Origin of the sequence: Chitinibacter sp. ZOR0017, assembly GCF_000799095.1 — a bacterium.
Classification (GTDB): Bacteria; Pseudomonadota; Gammaproteobacteria; order Burkholderiales; family Chitinibacteraceae; genus Chitinibacter; species Chitinibacter tainanensis.
This window is the reverse complement of record NZ_JTLG01000017.1, coordinates 71,757-88,263: the sequence shown is the minus strand read 5'-3', so window position 1 is coordinate 88,263 and position 16,507 is coordinate 71,757. Positions and strand designations below refer to the sequence as shown.

Annotated in this window: 20 protein-coding genes; 4 read left to right on the top strand and 16 right to left on the bottom strand. The window is 56.0% G+C overall.

What is annotated here, in order from left to right:
• Positions 1-10: 10 nt before the first annotated feature.
• The 3 genes from folP to rlmE form a co-directional block, all read right to left on the bottom strand.
• Positions 11-832: a dihydropteroate synthase gene (folP, locus tag L991_RS05625; protein WP_047393199.1), complete on the bottom strand. Its 822-nt coding sequence runs from the start codon at positions 830-832 to the stop codon at positions 11-13.
• A gap of 59 nt (positions 833-891) precedes the next feature.
• Positions 892-2,802 carry an ATP-dependent zinc metalloprotease FtsH gene (gene ftsH / locus L991_RS05620; protein WP_047393196.1) on the bottom strand — a complete coding sequence of 637 codons (1,911 nt, stop codon included), beginning with the start codon at positions 2,800-2,802 and terminating at the stop codon, positions 892-894.
• 66 nt (positions 2,803-2,868) lie between these two features.
• Positions 2,869-3,489: a 23S rRNA (uridine(2552)-2'-O)-methyltransferase RlmE gene (gene rlmE, locus L991_RS05615; RefSeq protein WP_028449141.1), complete on the bottom strand. Its 621-nt coding sequence runs from the start codon at positions 3,487-3,489 to the stop codon at positions 2,869-2,871.
• Between the two features lie 45 nt (positions 3,490-3,534).
• On the opposite strand from rlmE, the gene yhbY reads away from it, so the two are divergent.
• Positions 3,535-3,855 (top strand): ribosome assembly RNA-binding protein YhbY, encoded by a 321-nt coding sequence (gene yhbY / locus L991_RS05610; RefSeq protein ID WP_047393194.1) that lies wholly within the window; start codon positions 3,535-3,537, stop codon positions 3,853-3,855.
• A 53-nt stretch (positions 3,856-3,908) separates the two neighbouring features.
• On the opposite strand, the gene L991_RS05605 is transcribed toward yhbY, so the two are convergent.
• From L991_RS05605 to L991_RS05580, 6 genes are all read right to left on the bottom strand, one after another.
• Positions 3,909-4,337: a DUF4149 domain-containing protein gene (locus L991_RS05605; protein ID WP_081986552.1), complete on the bottom strand. Its 429-nt coding sequence runs from the start codon at positions 4,335-4,337 to the stop codon at positions 3,909-3,911.
• Positions 4,338-4,402: 65 nt separating this feature from the next.
• Positions 4,403-4,885: a transcription elongation factor GreA gene (gene greA, locus L991_RS05600; protein WP_028449138.1), complete on the bottom strand. Its 483-nt coding sequence runs from the start codon at positions 4,883-4,885 to the stop codon at positions 4,403-4,405.
• Positions 4,886-4,986: 101 nt separating this feature from the next.
• The gene (gene carB / locus L991_RS05595; protein WP_047393187.1) at positions 4,987-8,208 is read right to left on the bottom strand and encodes a carbamoyl-phosphate synthase large subunit; all 3,222 of its coding nucleotides are present in this window, start codon (positions 8,206-8,208) and stop codon (positions 4,987-4,989) included.
• Positions 8,209-8,219: 11 nt separating this feature from the next.
• Positions 8,220-8,453, bottom strand: a complete 234-nt coding sequence (locus L991_RS05590; RefSeq protein WP_047393184.1) for a hypothetical protein — start codon at positions 8,451-8,453, stop codon at positions 8,220-8,222.
• 4 nt (positions 8,454-8,457) lie between these two features.
• Positions 8,458-9,612 (bottom strand): glutamine-hydrolyzing carbamoyl-phosphate synthase small subunit, encoded by a 1,155-nt coding sequence (gene carA / locus L991_RS05585; protein WP_047393468.1) that lies wholly within the window; start codon positions 9,610-9,612, stop codon positions 8,458-8,460.
• 173 nt (positions 9,613-9,785) lie between these two features.
• Positions 9,786-10,268: a glutathione peroxidase gene (locus L991_RS05580; RefSeq protein ID WP_047393182.1), complete on the bottom strand. Its 483-nt coding sequence runs from the start codon at positions 10,266-10,268 to the stop codon at positions 9,786-9,788.
• A 17-nt stretch (positions 10,269-10,285) separates the two neighbouring features.
• Between L991_RS05580 and L991_RS05575 the strand changes: the two genes are divergently transcribed.
• Both L991_RS05575 and L991_RS05570 read left to right on the top strand, forming a co-directional pair.
• The gene (locus L991_RS05575) at positions 10,286-11,332 is read left to right on the top strand and encodes an FIST C-terminal domain-containing protein (RefSeq protein WP_156129001.1); all 1,047 of its coding nucleotides are present in this window, start codon (positions 10,286-10,288) and stop codon (positions 11,330-11,332) included.
• A gap of 5 nt (positions 11,333-11,337) precedes the next feature.
• Complete coding sequence (locus L991_RS05570) at positions 11,338-11,772, top strand: DUF1841 family protein (RefSeq protein WP_156129000.1); 435 nt, start codon at positions 11,338-11,340, stop codon at positions 11,770-11,772.
• Positions 11,773-11,877: 105 nt separating this feature from the next.
• Here L991_RS05570 and L991_RS05565 read toward each other — a convergent pair whose 3' ends face one another.
• The 4 genes from L991_RS05565 to cyaY are packed head-to-tail and all read right to left on the bottom strand — an operon-like array spanning position 11,878 to position 14,385.
• Positions 11,878-12,114, bottom strand: coding sequence for a DUF6500 family protein (locus tag L991_RS05565; RefSeq protein ID WP_047393179.1), 237 nt, complete (start codon positions 12,112-12,114; stop codon positions 11,878-11,880).
• 12 nt (positions 12,115-12,126) lie between these two features.
• Complete coding sequence (locus L991_RS05560) at positions 12,127-13,593, bottom strand: M48 family metalloprotease (protein WP_047393176.1); 1,467 nt, start codon at positions 13,591-13,593, stop codon at positions 12,127-12,129.
• A 48-nt stretch (positions 13,594-13,641) separates the two neighbouring features.
• Positions 13,642-14,055 (bottom strand): YqaA family protein, encoded by a 414-nt coding sequence (locus tag L991_RS05555; protein WP_197053822.1) that lies wholly within the window; start codon positions 14,053-14,055, stop codon positions 13,642-13,644.
• 15 nt (positions 14,056-14,070) lie between these two features.
• Positions 14,071-14,385 carry an iron donor protein CyaY gene (cyaY, locus tag L991_RS05550; protein WP_047393171.1) on the bottom strand — a complete coding sequence of 105 codons (315 nt, stop codon included), beginning with the start codon at positions 14,383-14,385 and terminating at the stop codon, positions 14,071-14,073.
• Between the two features lie 50 nt (positions 14,386-14,435).
• Here cyaY and L991_RS05545 point away from each other — a divergent pair, with 50 nt between their 5' ends.
• Positions 14,436-14,621: a lipoprotein gene (locus L991_RS05545; RefSeq protein WP_156128999.1), complete on the top strand. Its 186-nt coding sequence runs from the start codon at positions 14,436-14,438 to the stop codon at positions 14,619-14,621.
• 85 nt (positions 14,622-14,706) lie between these two features.
• Here the strand turns inward: L991_RS05545 and L991_RS05540 are convergent, their stop codons facing one another.
• The 3 genes from L991_RS05540 to L991_RS16400 form a co-directional block, all read right to left on the bottom strand.
• Entirely contained in the window at positions 14,707-15,360 is a 654-nt protein-coding gene (locus L991_RS05540; RefSeq protein WP_051258746.1) for a Crp/Fnr family transcriptional regulator, read from the bottom strand.
• Between the two features lie 64 nt (positions 15,361-15,424).
• On the bottom strand, positions 15,425-16,078 hold the full coding sequence (locus L991_RS05535) for a Crp/Fnr family transcriptional regulator (RefSeq protein ID WP_047393164.1): 654 nt from the start codon (positions 16,076-16,078) through the stop codon (positions 15,425-15,427).
• A gap of 6 nt (positions 16,079-16,084) precedes the next feature.
• A complete protein-coding gene (locus L991_RS16400; RefSeq protein WP_052190650.1) occupies positions 16,085-16,459 on the bottom strand; it encodes a hypothetical protein in 375 nt (124 codons plus the stop codon).
• Positions 16,460-16,507 lie beyond the last annotated feature (48 nt).

Genomic DNA, 16,507 nt, shown 5'->3' with positions numbered 1-16,507 from the left:
TTAATCGGTCTTATTTTAACCCTTGCCAAATCTTTAACGCATCCACTGTTTCACTTACATCGTGAACACGAATTATTTTGGCGCCTTGCTGCGCGGCGAGCACTGCGGCCACCACGCTGGGCACCATGCGCTCGGCAACCTCTCGCCCAGTTAGCTCGCCTAGCATTCTCTTGCGCGACACGCCAATTAGCAGCGGGTAAGGCCATTGCTGCCAGTTGTGCATAGCGCGAAAGAGCGCCTGATTGTGGGCCAGCGTTTTGCCGAAGCCAAAGCCAGGGTCGAGCACAATCCGCGCGGCAGATACGCCGCTTTGAACCACGGCAGCGGCACGCGCCAATAGATAATCCCCCACTTCAGTGACGACATCGTGATAGTGCGGCTCGCTCTGCATGGTTTGTGGTTGGCCCTGCTTATGCATCAAGCACACCCCGGCCTGACTACGCTGTAACGCAGCAATGGCGCTGGGCGCTTCAAGCCCCGCAATGTCGTTAATAATGTCGGCGCCAGCGGCCAAGGCGGCTTGCATCACTTCGGTTTTGCAGGTGTCGATCGAAATGGGCACCTGATACTGCTGAGCAAGCGCCAAGACCGGCAACACCCGTTCAAGTTCCTCCTGCAAGGGAACAGGTGTTGCCCCCGGACGCGTGGATTCGCCGCCAATGTCGATGATATCGGCTCCTGCAGCTAACATGGTCTCGATGCGCGCTTTGGCCGCACCCAAGCCCACATAGCGACCGCCATCAGAAAATGAATCGGGGGTCACATTCAATATCCCCATGACCAAGGGGCGCTCAAGCGACAAGCTAAACCGGCCGCACTGCCAAATTTGCATGCTGTTATCGTCCAAAGAAAAAGGCGGCTAACGCCGCCTTGATGTTTGAGTGTAATTGCTTACGCTTCAGCCGCCGGTGCGTGAGGCACTTCAGCCCCGCCACTTGGCGTTTCTTCGTTACTCACCGTTTTGCGCGGAGGCGGCAGATCTTTCGGTGGGCGCGGTGGGCGGCCAGCCATAATATCCAGAATCTGCTCGCGATCAATGGTTTCCCAATCCATCAGCGCCGTGGTCATCGCTTCAACCTTGTCACGATTCTCATCTAGGATTTTCACTGCCAGCGCATACTGCTCATCGATAATGCGGCGAATTTCGGCATCCACTTGCTGCATGGTGGCTTCAGACACGTTTTTGTGTGTAGTGACAGAACGACCAAGGAATACCTCACCATCGTTCTCGCCGTAGACCATCGGCCCCAGCTTCTCGGTCATCCCGTAGCGGGTCACCATGTCACGCGCCATGCGTGTGGCCCGCTCGAAGTCATTCGATGCGCCGGTCGAGATGCGGTGTACGAATAGATCTTCCGCTACACGGCCACCAAACAGAATGGCAAGCTCATTCAGCATCTGATCTTTGTACATCGAGAATTTGTCTCGCTCAGGCAGCTGCCAGGTCAAACCCAATGCACGACCACGCGGCATGATGGTAACTTTGTGCACCGGATCAGTGCCTTCCAGCATTTCTGCTACTACAGCGTGCCCAGACTCATGGTAAGCGGTAGCACGACGCTCTTCTTCAGTCATCACCATGCTACGGCGCTCAGGGCCCATGTAGATTTTGTCTTTGGCGGACTCAAAGTCGGCCATATCCACCAAGCGCTTGTTACGGCGCGCGGCAAACAGTGCTGCTTCGTTTACCAGATTGGCCAAGTCAGCACCGGACATACCCGGCGTACCACGCGCTAAAACCGAAGCATCAACGTCATTGGCAATCGGCACTTTGCGCATGTGCACGCCCAGAATCTGCTCACGGCCACGAATATCGGGCAGTGAAACCACCACCTGGCGATCGAAACGGCCCGGACGCATCAAAGCGGGGTCCAGTACATCTGGGCGGTTAGTGGCCGCAATCACGATAATGCCGGAATTGCCTTCAAAACCATCCATCTCGACCAGCATTTGGTTCAAGGTTTGTTCGCGCTCATCGTTACCACCGCCAAGGCCGGCACCACGCTGGCGGCCCACGGCATCGATCTCGTCGATAAAGATAATGCACGGTGCATTTTTCTTGGCGTTTTCGAACATATCCCGAACCCGGGCAGCACCAACACCGACAAACATCTCGACGAAGTCCGAACCGGAAATCGAGAAGAATGGCACTTTCGCTTCACCAGCAATGGCTTTAGCGAGCAGGGTTTTACCCGTACCGGGTGAGCCCACCATCAGGATACCGCGTGGCATGCGGCCACCAAGGCTCTGGTATTTGCTGGGGTCACGCAGATAGTCAACGATCTCGGCGACTTCTTCTTTGGCTTCATCGCAACCAGCAACATCCGCGAAGGTTACCGCGTTATTGCTTTCATCCAGCATCTTGGCTTTGGATTTGCCAAAACTAAAGGCGCCGCCTTTGCCGCCACCTTGCATCTGGCGCATGAAGAAAATCCACACCCCGATCAGCAACAGCATCGGGAACCAGTTGACGAAGATGCTCATCAACAAGCTTGGCTCTTCTTCTGGCTTAGCCGCGAATTTCACATTGTGTTTAATGAGGGTATCGACCATGCGGAAATCGAATGGCGCCAGAGTGGCGTAATTGCTGCCATCGGTTTTCTTCCCGCGAATCCATTGCCCACGCAGCGGGCTGCCTTCAATCTCAGCCGTGGCGATGCGCCCCTGCTCCACATCCGCCATGAATTGCGAATACGGCACCTGGGTCGAGGTATCTTGATGTTTGGAGAACTGGTTGAACACCGTCATCAAAATGATGCCGACGACCAGCCAAATTGCGACATTCTTGCCGAGATTGTTCACGGCCTTACTCCTGTGTTTCCCAACATTGGGAATGACAAAACTATTTTACTCGCTTCAACCGCAGCGTTAAGCCTTTTTTTGCTTACCCAGCAGATAGACTTCGGGGCTACGATCACGCGAGGCTTTTGGTTTTCGTGTCACAACGGCGGAAAAAGTTTCCCGCATTTCCGCCATATATTCTTGAAAACCACTGCCCTGGAAGACTTTGACCAGAAAATGTCCGCCAGGTTTAAGTTGTTCACGGGCAAATTCGAGGGCCAGCTCGCACAGATACATACTGCGCGCCTGATCGGTTACGGCATTACCACTCATATTGGGGGCCATATCGCAGATTACAAGGTCTACCTGTCGACCATCCAATAAGGCATTAAAACGATCAAGGACTTCCTGCTCGCGAAAATCGCCCTGTACAAACTCCACATCGCGGATGGGATCCATTTCCAAGATATCCAAGGCAAAAACCCGGCCATTGCCACCGACCTTTTTCTTGGCCACCTGACACCAGCTGCCGGGCGCGGCGCCCAAGTCAGCCACCCACAAGCCGGGCTTGAGGAGTTTGTCTTTTTCGTCGATTTCCAGCAGTTTGTAGGCTGCGCGAGCCCGATAGCCTTCTTTTTTTGCCATCTGGACATACTGGTCGTTCACATGCTCGTGCAGCCAAGCACTACTGGAATTGATACCTGCCATCGGTTAAACTGTCCTGTTAGTCAAGAATTCAAGGATTTAATCAATATGTTAGAACTTACCCCGGATCAATGCCGTCATTTGCGCAGCTTGGCGCATCACCTTAATCCGGTGGTGATGATTGGGAACAATGGTCTCACTGATGCGGTGATGCGGGAAATAGCCGTTAATCTGGACGCACACGAGTTGATCAAAGTTCGCGTACTGGGCGACGATCGCGAAGCACGCAAGCAGTATATGGAACAAATCTGCGCCGATCTGGGCGCGGCACCAGTGCAACTTCTGGGCAAACTGTTGCTGATCTACCGCCCAAGCAATACCGACAAACCGAAAATCCTGCTGCCTAAAGCCAGAAAGAAAGCCGCTTAATCGCGTTTGGCTAAAAACAAAAGGGCGCCCAAGGCGCCCTTTTGTTTTGCGCTTTATTCTTTCCAGATATAGATCAGGCCCAACACGCTTTGCAGCAGATAAATCAGGCTGGAAATCGTGTGCCATTGGGCCAAGCCGCCGCCAAACATGCCTTCGGCTGCGTTACTCACCGCAGGTTTGATTTCGGCAATCAGCGGAAAAATCGCAAACTGATTGATCAGCGTACACAGCAGCATACCGATAATCAGCCAGAGCTTTTGCCCTTTAAAGGCCCGGGCGCCGTCCATCCAGATCCACCAGATCAGCAAAAACACCCCGGCCACAATGCCGATCCAGCCGATGGCATGAAACAGCTTACCAGCCACCATGCCAGCTACAGCTTTATCCAGGCTACTGAATAAAGCCGGCGCCACCACGATGCCGATGATCCACATGCCGCCAATCCACACAGTGGTCAGCAGGTTCTTCAACCCATTACCCATACGATGTATCAGCGTACAGCCAATGCTTGATAAGGCTTAGCAGGCTATACCCAGCCTCTTAATAATTAGATGTATTGAACTGCCAGCACTTCATATTCGCGAATGCCGCCCGGTGCCTGTACCTCGGCCACATCGCCTTCGTATTTGCCGATCAGGGCGCGGGCAATGGGGCTCGACACCGAAATTTTGCCTTCTTTGATGTCGGCTTCGTCATCACCGACGATCTGGTAGGTAACTTCGCTTTCGTTATCCAGATCTTGTAGCACCACGGTGGCCGCAAACACAATCCGGCCTTCAGCCGAATCGGCCATGCTCTTTGGATCGATGATCTGGCTGTTGGCGAGCTTGCCTTCCAGCTCGGCAATGCGGCCTTCCACAAAGCCCTGCTTTTCTTTGGCGGCATCGTATTCGGCATTTTCCGACAGATCGCCGTGGCTACGGGCCTCGGCAATCGCCGCAATCACGGCTGGACGCTCGACGCTTTTCAGATGCGCCAGTTCTGCCTTCAGTTTTTCCGCCCCCACGACGGTCAATGGCACTTTATTCATGTCTGCTCTCCACCCGGTCGCCCCACTGCGGCCGGTTGTAAAAATAACAGCCGCCAGCTCGAATGAGCATGGCGGCTTGGTTGTGTTCAGGCGTAAAAATATCAGTTATTCAGCAGGCGATGCAAGCCCTGTACGTCATACACGTTCAGTTCTTTCATATCACGCAAACCGATACACGCCGCTTTAGCACCTGCGATGGTCGTAAACACTGGCAGCTTGGCTTTCAGTGCCTCGTGACGGATCGAGTAGCTATCCTGAATCGCTTGGCGACGCTCATCCACGGTATTGAAGATCATGCCGATTTCACCGTTGACGATCATATCCACCACGTGCGGACGACCTTCGGTCACTTTGTTGACCGCGGTGACGGCGACCCCGGCCGCTTCGATCGCGGCGGCAGTCCCCTTGGTGGCCAGCACTTTAAAGCCCAGCTTCGCCAGAATGCCAGCGCACTCAACGGCTTGCGCTTTATCGCCTTCACGCACCGAAATAAACACGCTGCCTGAGCTTGGCAACACGGTGCCCGCGGCCATTTGTGATTTCACAAAGGCTTCGGCAAAGGTAGTGCCCACGCCCATGACTTCACCGGTCGATTTCATCTCTGGGCCGAGGATGGTATCCACGCCAGGGAATTTATTGAACGGGAAGACCGCTTCTTTCACCGAGTAGTACGATGGAATGATTTCGCGGGTAACGCCTTGCGCAGCCAAGGTCTGGCCCACCATACAACGCGCAGCCACTTTGGCCAGCGACAAGCTGGTGGCTTTCGATACATACGGCACAGTCCGTGAAGCACGTGGATTCACTTCCAGCACATACACCACGGCATCGTCGCCTTTACCTTGAATCGCAAACTGCACATTCATCAGACCAACCACGTTCAGCGCCTTGGCCATTGCCACGGTCTGGCGACGAAGCTCATCTTGCAGCGTTTGCGAGAGCGAATACGGTGGCAGCGAGCAGGCTGAATCGCCTGAGTGCACGCCGGCTTGCTCGATGTGTTCCATAATGCCGCCGATGATGACTTGTTCGCCATCCGACAGCGCATCCACATCCACCTCAATCGCGTCGTTCAGGAAGCGATCCAGCAACACGGGTGAGTCATTCGATACTTTCACCGCTTCGCGCATATAGCGGGCCAGATCATCTTCCGAATGCACGATCTGCATTGCGCGGCCGCCCAGTACATACGATGGGCGCACCACCAGCGGGTAGCCCAGCTCGCGGGCCAAGTGCAGCGCATCTGGCTCGGTACGTGCTGTAGCATTTGGCGGCTGACGCAGGCCCAGATCATGCAAGAGCTTCTGGAAGCGCTCACGGTCTTCGGCGGCATCGATCATGTCTGGGGTAGTACCAACGATAGGCACACCATTGGCTTCCAGCGCGCGTGCCAATTTCAGTGGGGTTTGGCCACCGTATTGCACGATCACACCGAATGGTTTTTCAACTGCCACGATTTCCAGCACGTCTTCCAGCGTCAGAGGCTCGAAGTACAGCCGATCGGAAGTATCGTAATCAGTAGACACGGTTTCTGGGTTGCAATTGACCATGATGGTTTCGTAACCATCTTCGCGCAGCGCCAGTGCCGCATGCACGCAGCAGTAGTCAAACTCGATACCTTGGCCAATCCGATTCGGGCCACCGCCCAGAATCATGACTTTTTTCTTATCAGTTGGCTGCGCCTCGCATTCTTCCTCATAGGTTGAATACATATAGGCGGTATTGCTCGCAAACTCAGCGGCGCAGGTGTCTACACGCTTATACACCGGGCGTACATTCAGCGCATGACGCGCTTTGCGCACGGCATTCTGATCGCAACCGAGCAAAGTGGCCAGACGGCGATCAGAGAAACCTTTACGTTTCAGGCGACGCAGCTCTTCTTTGCTCAGGCTATCCACATTGCGACCACGCAGTGCGGCTTCATCTTTCAGGATGTCTTCGATCAGCGCAAGGAACCATGGATCGATCTTCGAAATCGCGTGGATTTCATCCAGGCTCATGCCGACGCGGAAAGCATCCGCTACGTACCACAGGCGCTCAGGGCCAGGCGCCGCGATTTCTGACTCGATCAGGGTGCGATCGGTAGTGATTTCATCAAAACCCGACATGCCGGTTTCGAGGCCACGCAGGGCTTTTTGCAGCGATTCTTGCTGCGTGCGGCCCATTGCCATCACTTCACCCACCGACTTCATTTGGGTAGTCAGGCGGTTGTTGGCTTGCGGGAATTTCTCGAAGGCAAAACGTGGGATTTTGGTCACCACATAATCGATGGATGGCTCGAACGAAGCTGGGGTTTTGCCGCCAGTAATTTCGTTTTTCAGCTCATCCAGTGTGTAGCCCACCGCCAGTTTGGCCGCGACTTTCGCAATCGGGAAACCGGTGGCTTTGGAAGCCAGCGCCGATGAACGCGATACGCGTGGGTTCATCTCGATCACGATCAAACGGCCGTCTTTCGGGTTTACCGAGAATTGCACGTTAGATCCGCCGGTATCCACACCGATCTCGCGCAACACCGCGATCGATGCATTACGCATGATCTGGTATTCCTTGTCGGTCAGCGTTTGCGCTGGAGCTACGGTGATCGAGTCACCAGTGTGTACGCCCATCGGGTCCAAGTTTTCGATCGAGCACACGATAATGCAGTTGTCGTTGCGATCGCGCACGACTTCCATCTCGTACTCTTTCCAGCCCAGCAGCGACTCTTCAATCAACAGCTCATTGGTCGGCGATAGATCCAGACCACGGGTACAGATTTCGATGAACTCTTGGATGTTGTAAGCGATACCACCGCCTGAGCCACCCATGGTGAACGAAGGACGGATAATCGCCGGGAAGCCCACCTGCGCCTGTACGGCCAGTGCTTCTTCCAGCGTATGGGCGATACCGGAACGGGCCGAACCCAGACCGATTTTATCCATCGCCACTTTGAATTTTTGCCGATCTTCGGCTTTATCAATGGCTTCTGGCGTTGCGCCGATCAGCTCGACGCTGTATTTATCCAGCACGCCATTGCGCCACAGATCCAGCGCGCAGTTCAGTGCGGTTTGGCCGCCCATGGTCGGCAGAATGGCATCTGGACGCTCTTTGGCAATGATTTTTTCAACCACTTGCCAGGTAATCGGCTCGATGTAGGTCACATCGGCCATATTCGGGTCGGTCATGATGGTGGCAGGGTTGCTGTTCACCAGAATGACTTTGTAGCCCTCTTCGCGCAGGGCTTTACACGCTTGCGCGCCAGAGTAATCAAATTCGCAGGCCTGGCCGATCACGATCGGGCCAGCACCAATAATCAGAATGCTTTTTAGGTCGTTGCGCTTGGGCATATTGTTCGTCCTTAGTGTTTATCGCTGTTTTCGATCACGGTTGTCACGGCATTCGCGGAGCCTGTTGGTTGCTGGTGAGTCCACCAGTACCAGCCAGCCGCAATCGCGATCAGCAACACGCAAGAAATAATCATTTTGAGGATGCGAGAGAACAGCCAGTAGCCCACTATCAGCACCAGCGCCCCCAGCCAACCGGCGGGGTGCGAGGTGAAGAAGGCACCAAAGTGCTGGGCTAGGCCATCCATACTGTTAAGCCTTGCGGGCACTCATCGCATCGATAAATTTGTCAAACAAGTACGCCACATCGTGCGGGCCTGGGCTCGCCTCTGGGTGGCCCTGGAACGAGAAGGCCGGCTTGTCGGTCAGCGCGATGCCTTGCACCGTGCCATCAAAGAGCGAGCGGTGAGTCACGCGCACATTGGCAGGCAAGCTGGTTTCATCCACTTGGAAGCCATGGTTCTGGCTCGTGATCATCACATGTTTGCTATCCAGGTCTTGCACCGGATGATTGGCACCGTGGTGACCAAACTTCATCTTGCTGGTTTTGCCGCCGGCAGCCAAGCCAAGCAACTGGTGACCCAAACAGATACCGAAAATCGGCAGGCTGGTGGCCAACAATTCTTGAATCGCTTTAATCGCGTAATCACATGGCTCAGGATCGCCAGGGCCGTTCGACAGGAATACGCCATCGGGATTGAGTGCCAAGACTTCGCTAGCAGGCGTTTGTGCTGGCACCACGGTCAGTTTGCAACCGCGCTCAGCCAGCATACGCAAGATATTGTGTTTCACGCCGAAGTCGTAGGCCACCACGTGGAATTTCGGGTTACTCTGCACGGTATAACCCACGCCCAGTTTCCACTCGGCTGTCGTCCACTCAAATGGCTTCTCGCACGTCACCACTTTGGCCAGATCTTGGCCGGCCATCGAGCCAAACGATTTGGCTTTCTCAACCGCAGCCGCGGCATCGATATTCTGGCCGCTCACGATGCAACCGGCTTGGGCACCCTTCTCGCGCAGAATGCGCGTGAGTTTACGGGTATCGATATCCGCAATAGCAACCACGCCGTTTTGCTTGAGATACTCCCCCAGGCTCATGGTGGCGCGGAAGTTAGAATGCAGCAAAGGCAGATCACGAATGATCAGGCCTTCGGCAAACACAGCACGGCTTTCAGCGTCTTCGCTGTTCACGCCATAGTTACCAATATGCGGGTAAGTCAGGGTAACGATTTGCTTGGTGTACGAAGGGTCAGTCAGAATTTCCTGATAACCGGTCAGCGACGTGTTGAACACGACTTCACCGAGGGTTTCACCGTCGGCGCCAATCGATACGCCGTAAAACAGAGTACCATCGGCGAGCGCCAGCAAGGCTGGCGTCTGTACTGGAGTGGGGGCAGGTGCAGACACGTGGCGGCTCCAGGGCGTTGCGCCCAAAAAAGTCATAAATCCGTGGGGTACACGTAGAAAAACGGGATAGGAAGACCCACCCCGTTTCACGCATACAAAATTAGCCGGATTCTACCCTAAAACCCCTTCTTCATCAACGCTAACGCCCTATCCGCCAGCCTACGCTAGCGCCATTACAGCAATCTTTCTATCGCCTGTTCGATGGCGCTGGGTGGGGTAATGGGCGCAAACCGCGCCACCACCTGCCCCTGCCGGTTCAGCAAAAACTTGGTGAAGTTCCACTTGATCAGCCGCGTACCCAGCACCCCGGGGCGCTGATTCTTCAGCCAGCGATACAGTGGATGCGCGTTAGGGCCATTGACTTTAATCGGGGCAAAAATCGGAAACTCCACCCCATAGTTGCGCTGGCAAAACTCACCAATCGCAGCATCGGCCGCCAGCTCTTGGGCAAATTGCCGGCACGGAAAACCCAACACTACCAGGCCTTGTGCGCGGTAGCGCTGATATAAATTTTGCAATCCGGCATACTGCGGGGTAAAACCACAGCGGCTGGCCACATTCACCACCAGCACCACCTGACCCGCATAATCGGACCAGCGCACTTGCTGGCCATCCGCGAGCGTGAGTGGAAAATCCGGCCCTGCTGCTTTACTCATTGCAAGAAATCTCAAAATTGTCTGCCGATAGCGCCCACCATACCATAAGCCACCCTGCCAGCGGTTACGCCCACGGCCCTCGCGCCAGCACCCAAGTGGCCATCGCTGCCGTTAGCGCGGCCATGGCCCGCGGCGGCATGACGCAGGCGGGAAAAGTATTTCTGTTTCTCTCCACTCATTTTCACGGCCAGATCGATGCTTGCCTGCGCGCGGTGGCCAGCGTCTGCGGCAGCATTGATATTGCCGGCGCCAGTGCGGCCGGGGTCTTTACCGAGCAGGACTGGAGCCTAGATTCCCCCGCCGCCGCAGCCCTCGTGCTGCCGGTGGATTACCCTTTGCACCAGCGCAATTCGCATCTGGCCCTCGCGGCGCCCAATGCGGTGAACCAATTCTGGCTCAATGATGGCGCCACCAAGTTTGGCGCGATTGCGGGCGATGCCACTGGCAAAGGACAATATGCACTGTGGCAAGCGGGCCAACAGCGCTTTAGCTTTATTCAGTTGCCGCTTGAGGCGCGCTCGATCATCGTCTCGGATGGGTTGAGCGAGCTTGGCCCGTGGCAAACCATCACCGCGGCCGACGGCCTGCAACTACAGCGGCTCGACGACCAACCCGCATTGCAAACCCTCGCCCCCTGGCTGGGGCAATACCCGCTCGAAAGCCTGCAAGCCGCGATTCGCCCGGCCGGACGGGGCGAAACGGCCCATTGGGCGCCCGTTTTAGGCGGAGATTTGAGTACAGATAGCGTGATGCTGGCGCAGCCCCTGCAGGCGGGAGATGAACTACGCTGGGGGCACTTTGATAGCAGCGCCGCCAGCCAGCGTTTTGCCAGCCAGATCATCAGCCAACTCGCTGGCCGCCCCCAGCCGCGCTGGGCGCTGGCATTTTCCAGCCATCGCCGCGCCATGGCGGGCGATGGGCTTACCGAGCCGGATTGGCACACATTGCGACGCACACTGCCGGCGGTGCCGTTTGCCGGTTTTTATGGCAATGGGCAGATTATCCCGCTCGCCAAATTCAACCGGGTCGTCGACAATAGCGTTCTTCTGGCTCTCTTTGATTAAACGCTATGCTGTTCAACCCCAGTCGCGACCAAGCTCGGCGCTTTTTTATCCATAGCTGGCAAAAACACCAGCAAGGCCTGCATCTGGAAGACCTAGAAGCCGTGGTCGTCGATGTGCTGCTCGCCCATCCGGAATACCATGCGTACCTGAGTGAAGATTATATCGATCGCGATTGGCCGCCTGAGCATGGCGACACCAATCCCTTTCTGCATTTATCGCTGCATCTGGCCATTGCCGAGCAGCTTTCGATCGATCAGCCCGCCGGAGTGCGCGCGCTGTATCAGCAGCTCCACGCCCAGCACAATGACGCGCACAAAGCCCTGCACGATATGCTCGAATGCTTAGGCGAAATGATCTGGCAGGCGCAGCGTAATCAAAGCGCGCCCGATCCGGCGATTTACCTAGACGGCTTACGTCAGCGGATTAAGCTGGTTCGCTAAGTGCGGGTATTGTCCCGCAAGCTTTATCCCAATTAGCCTTCCGACATATACCCATTGCGACTGTAGGTGCTTTGGGTCTATGTGCACGGCTTTGCTTAGTCGGATCTAGATGGCGCTAGCTTGGCTTTGTTCGGCCAGCACCATGCGCCGGATTTTCTGCGCTTTCTCAAAATGATCCAGCCTGTGCGTTTGGATCCACCACGTCGCCGCTTCCATTAGCAACTCCGGATCGTCGTTTTTATTGGCGAAAAATGCGTAAAACGACACCCCTACCCCTTCGCCTTTCTGCGCGATTTTCTGCTCGCAAACGGCGAGGATTTTGTGCTGGAGTGTGGGGCGCATGTTTTTCCCGGTTTATTTTTTGCTATCGCTCTGCAGCAAGCTTTCCAGCTCGCGCACCCGTGCCTCAATCCCCGATTGCAGGTAAAAATCCTGCTCGGGCTGGCGCAGCGCGAGATTAAATTGCTCAAGCGCGGCGTTGTATTCCTTCAGCCGGGCGTAATACTCACCCTGCATCTGATATTGCTGCATCAGCTTGCCTTGCTTGGCATACAGCCGCGCCCCGCGCTGATAAAACAGCGCATCGCTGGGATACATGCTGAGCTGGTCTTTCAGCTCGCTCTCGGCGCGGCTGAATTGGCCGGCGTCGATCAGGGCATCCAGCAAGGCATATTGCAGCGCCTTGCTGGCGGGATAACGCGCGCTGGCGGCGCCAAGTACATTCAGCGCCTCGGCCGATTGCCCTTGGGCTAGGCGAATTTGCCCGGCCAGATATTCAAACATCGGGTGACTTCGTTTGGGCGCAAAGCTGTCGCGCGCCTGCTGCAGCGCGGCCCATGCGGGCTCGTATTGCCGCGCCAGAAAGTAGGCATAAGCCAAGCCATAGCGCTGCGCGGTTTCGCTGGCGTAGCGCTTCTCGGCGATGGTTTTCTGGAAATAGCTAATCGCTTCGCGCCCACCCAGCTGCATGGCGCGCACTTTTTCGCGCACAAATAAAAACTCAGGCGAATCGGGCACTTGCCGATATTTGAGCTCGCCCACGCGATTTTGCGCCTCGGAAATCCGTTTCATCGTAACCGGGTGCGTGCGCAGAAATTCAGGCGCATTGCTTTCCACAATGCGGTTATGGTTTTGCAGCCGCTCAAAAAACACCGCCATTGCGCGCGGATCATAGCCTGAGCGCTGCAGTGTCTGCATGCCGAGGCGGTCGGCTTCCTGCTCAAACGAATAGGTAAAATCCAGCTGCCGCTGCACGCTGGCGCCTGTGGTGGCAGCAATCGCCGCCGCCGCCGCATCGCCGCGCCCCATACTGCCGGCGATAATCGCGGCGGCAATGCCAGCCAAGGTCAGCCAGGGACTGCCCTTCATGCCCTCAATCATCCGCGCCAGATGGTTTTGCGAAACGTGGGCAATTTCGTGCGCCAACACGCTGGCGACTTCCGATTCATGCTGGGCCTGAATAATCAGACCGGTATGCACGCCAATAAAACCACCCGGAATCGCAAAGGCATTCACTGACGAATCCAGAATCGGAAAAAACGTAAACTGGGTATCGCGCACTTCGGCCGCCTCGACCAGGCGATAACCCATGGTATTCAGAAAGGCCGCCACCTCGGGGTCATCCAGCAGCACGCCACTGCGGCGAATTTCGCGCATGGCCATCTCGCCGATTTCCCGCTCCTGCTGCGGGCTTAAACCTTGCTGCGACACATCGCCCAGATCGGGCAAATTGGTGGCCAGGCTGACGCTGGGCCAGCACAAACTCAAACTCAGTACCAGCGCCAGACTGCGGCGCGCCCAGGTGGGCTTGGGATGGGACATGCAGCTCCTCCTAAATACCCAGGCTGGGTATGAGGCTCAACAATAGATTTAAACTAGCCAGTAGACAATTACCCCATAGCGGGCAATTTTACCAAGGCTTAAATAACACAACACGCGCCCCCATGGCCAACGCAACCAGCCAGCTAGCCCGCACAGCGCATCACCCAAAAGCGGCACCCACGATAGCAACAGGCTGGCGGGTCCGAAACGCTGAGCCAAGGCCAGACTGCGCTGCAGCCAACGTTGCTTGGGCTGCGCCGGCAAACGGCGCCCCAGCCAGACGGTGAGCGCACCCCCGGCACTATTGGCCACCGCGGCCACCAGCCAGGCCCAAACCCATAACTGCGGCTGATAATGCAAAGCCGCGGCAAAGGCCAGCTCAGAATTACCCGGCAACAAGGTGGCCGAGGTAAACGCCGACAAGGCCAAAGCGCCCAGCCAGCCCCATTCGGCCATTAACATGCGGCACGGACCAGCTTAAGCAAATGCAAAGGCTGCGCCAGCATGGGTACTGATGGCGGCAGCCAGATCGGCGAAAAACTCGCCCTCGCCACGGGTATTGCGCCACTGCCCATCCTGCCAGCGATAGTGATACCCGCCCGAGCGTGCGGCAATCCACAGCTCTTGATTCGGCGTATGGCGATTCACAATCACTTTGCTGCCATCTTCAAATTCCAGCTCCAGCACATTGCCAGCGCGCAGCGGATCGACATCAAAATCAACCGCGTCCAGCGCCGTTTCAATCTGGCTAAAAATCGCATCGCTGGCGCTTAGAAATTCAGATTCGGTCATCGCTTGGTTCCAACATGATAAACTGGCATTTTGCCATTGATTGCCCCGCCATGCGCAAACTGCTTGCCCTGCTGACTGTTGCCAGCTTCCTCGCCGCCTGTGGTTACAAAGGCCCCTTGTATCTGCCCACCGCCACGCCGGCCGCCAAAGCCACGCCCGCGCCAGCCAAAACGACTCAGGCACCAGCGAAAGCCGCTAGCGCCGCCGTCAAGGCCAGCGCCGTGAGCACGCAATAAAGCCACTCACGCGCTACAGCGGCACCACCGCCAAAGCGCAGGCGATAAAAAAGCGGCCCTTGGCCGCTTTTTGCTTGCGCGTCGCTTAGAAGCGCTCAGGCAGCTTTTGCAAAATGATGATGCGTTTGTTTTCCAGACGAATATAGCCGCCAAACACCAGCTCTTTCAGGATTCTGGCGATCATTTCGCGCGACGAGCCCACGCGATCGGCAATCGCTTGCTGGGTGAGCGGCTGGCTCACCATTTCAACGCCGTCTTCGGTCACCAGCATCGATTCAAACAGCGCGCGCACGCGGCCATAGACATCGAGCAGGGCCAGGTTTTTCATCGTGGTCGACAAATGGCGCACCATCGCCGCCAAGTTTTGAATCACCAGCTCTTTCACATGCGGCTCACGATCCAGCGCTTCGCGGAATTCTTGCTTGCTAAACATCAGGAAGACCGAGTCTTCTTCACACTGGCATGACCAGCCGCGCGGCTCGTTGTCGATCAGCGAAATTTCACCAATCGCATCACCCGGCTCAACCACCATAAAGACAAATTCTTTGCCCTGATTATCACTGGCAAAACAGCGCGCACGGCCATCAATCAGCACATACATCGATTCGGCCGGATCACCCTCGCGAAACACAAATGAGCCCTTGGGCATGGTGCGTTTCAGGCCAGTAGCCAGGATGTATTCCAGTTGCTCATCCGGGAAGCCTTGCAGCAGAGGGATGGTTTTTAAGATTTCCAGCATAACAATACCTATTAGTCAGGTTGGCTTGGGTTATTAATCGCCCGTGCCGGCACTCAGGCCAGGCTTAAAAGCGTTCGGGCAGTTTTTTCAAAATCAAAATGCGGCGGCGGCCAGTCTCGACATAGCCACCCGCCACCAGTTCTTTCATCACCTTGGCAATCATCTCGCGCGAGGCGCCGACCCGGTCGGCCAGATCTTGCTGGGTAATTTGCCCCTCGATCAGATCCCCCTCGGGGGTATTGACCGCCAGCATTTCAAATACGCGGCGTATCCGGCCATACACGTCATTCAAGGCCAGATCGCTCACGGTTTTGGTCAGATGTTTAATCAGCCGGATCGAGCCCGCCAGCAGGGCGTCTTTGATTTGCGGATGCGTGGCCACAAAGTCGAGGAAATTACTGCGCGCGATCGATAAAAACACGCAATCGTCTTCGGCTTCGGCACAGACGGTGCGCACCTCATCGGTAAGCAGGCCGATTCCGCCAAACGACAGGCCCGGCTCGGCCACGCCATAAACATACTCGCGGCCAGCGTCATTACTATGAAAGAGCTTTAAACGCCCCTCAATCAGCACCAGCAAATGCTCAACCGGCTCGCCTTCGTAAAATACCGGCACGCCCTTGGCGTAATGCCGGCGAATCGCCAGCGCTTCTAATTCCAGCAATGATTCGCTCGGCAAGCCGGCAAATACATCTACTTTTTCCAGAATGGACGTCATGTCACCTCAATGGCCGGCTTTTTTCTCGGGTTTACTGCCTTTCTCGCTCGGAGCTGAAGCGGCTTCGCCAGTTTCGCTGGCATTATCGGCTTCGGCACCACCATGACCTTCTTCCGGCGCCAGTTGCCCAGTTGTGACATCCGGCGGCGGGGGCACGATGTCGATTTTTTTCGCCTGCATGTATTCGTTCATTTCTTTCCAGCCGGCGAAAATATCGGCTTTGGGGATTTTGGCATTGCGTCGATAACAATCTTCCAGCGCGCGCCCACTGTGGCGACACGCCGCACCAATGGCCTTGCCATTGGCTTTCGGTTTGTTGATCAGCTCCATCACCTGATCGCATGCGGTCAGGGAGAGGGTGAGCGGCAACAGCACCAGCATTCGTTTAAGCGCCTGCACAAGCACACCTTTCGGCAATAAATCAAGGTA

What these genes read in the sequence shown, in the direction of transcription:
- folP (WP_047393199.1), bottom strand. Translation starts at nt 832, where the DNA reads ATGCAAATTTGGCAGTGCGGCCGGTTTAGCTTGTCGCTTGAGCGCCCC.
- rlmE (WP_028449141.1), bottom strand. Translation starts at nt 3,489, where the DNA reads ATGGCAGGTATCAATTCCAGTAGTGCTTGGCTGCACGAGCATGTGAAC.
- yhbY (WP_047393194.1), top strand. Translation starts at nt 3,535, where the DNA reads ATGTTAGAACTTACCCCGGATCAATGCCGTCATTTGCGCAGCTTGGCG.
- L991_RS05605 (WP_081986552.1), bottom strand. Translation starts at nt 4,337, where the DNA reads ATGGGTAATGGGTTGAAGAACCTGCTGACCACTGTGTGGATTGGCGGC.
- greA (WP_028449138.1), bottom strand. Translation starts at nt 4,885, where the DNA reads ATGAATAAAGTGCCATTGACCGTCGTGGGGGCGGAAAAACTGAAGGCA.
- carB (WP_047393187.1), bottom strand. Translation starts at nt 8,208, where the DNA reads ATGCCCAAGCGCAACGACCTAAAAAGCATTCTGATTATTGGTGCTGGC.
- L991_RS05590 (WP_047393184.1), bottom strand. Translation starts at nt 8,453, where the DNA reads ATGGATGGCCTAGCCCAGCACTTTGGTGCCTTCTTCACCTCGCACCCC.
- L991_RS05580 (WP_047393182.1), bottom strand. Translation starts at nt 10,268, where the DNA reads ATGAGTAAAGCAGCAGGGCCGGATTTTCCACTCACGCTCGCGGATGGC.
- L991_RS05570 (WP_156129000.1), top strand. Translation starts at nt 11,338, where the DNA reads ATGCTGTTCAACCCCAGTCGCGACCAAGCTCGGCGCTTTTTTATCCAT.
- L991_RS05565 (WP_047393179.1), bottom strand. Translation starts at nt 12,114, where the DNA reads ATGCGCCCCACACTCCAGCACAAAATCCTCGCCGTTTGCGAGCAGAAA.
- L991_RS05560 (WP_047393176.1), bottom strand. Translation starts at nt 13,593, where the DNA reads ATGTCCCATCCCAAGCCCACCTGGGCGCGCCGCAGTCTGGCGCTGGTA.
- L991_RS05555 (WP_197053822.1), bottom strand. Translation starts at nt 14,055, where the DNA reads ATGTTAATGGCCGAATGGGGCTGGCTGGGCGCTTTGGCCTTGTCGGCG.
- cyaY (WP_047393171.1), bottom strand. Translation starts at nt 14,385, where the DNA reads ATGACCGAATCTGAATTTCTAAGCGCCAGCGATGCGATTTTTAGCCAG.
- L991_RS05545 (WP_156128999.1), top strand. Translation starts at nt 14,436, where the DNA reads ATGCGCAAACTGCTTGCCCTGCTGACTGTTGCCAGCTTCCTCGCCGCC.
- L991_RS05540 (WP_051258746.1), bottom strand. Translation starts at nt 15,360, where the DNA reads ATGCTGGAAATCTTAAAAACCATCCCTCTGCTGCAAGGCTTCCCGGAT.
- L991_RS05535 (WP_047393164.1), bottom strand. Translation starts at nt 16,078, where the DNA reads ATGACGTCCATTCTGGAAAAAGTAGATGTATTTGCCGGCTTGCCGAGC.
- L991_RS16400 (WP_052190650.1), bottom strand. Translation starts at nt 16,459, where the DNA reads ATGCTGGTGCTGTTGCCGCTCACCCTCTCCCTGACCGCATGCGATCAG.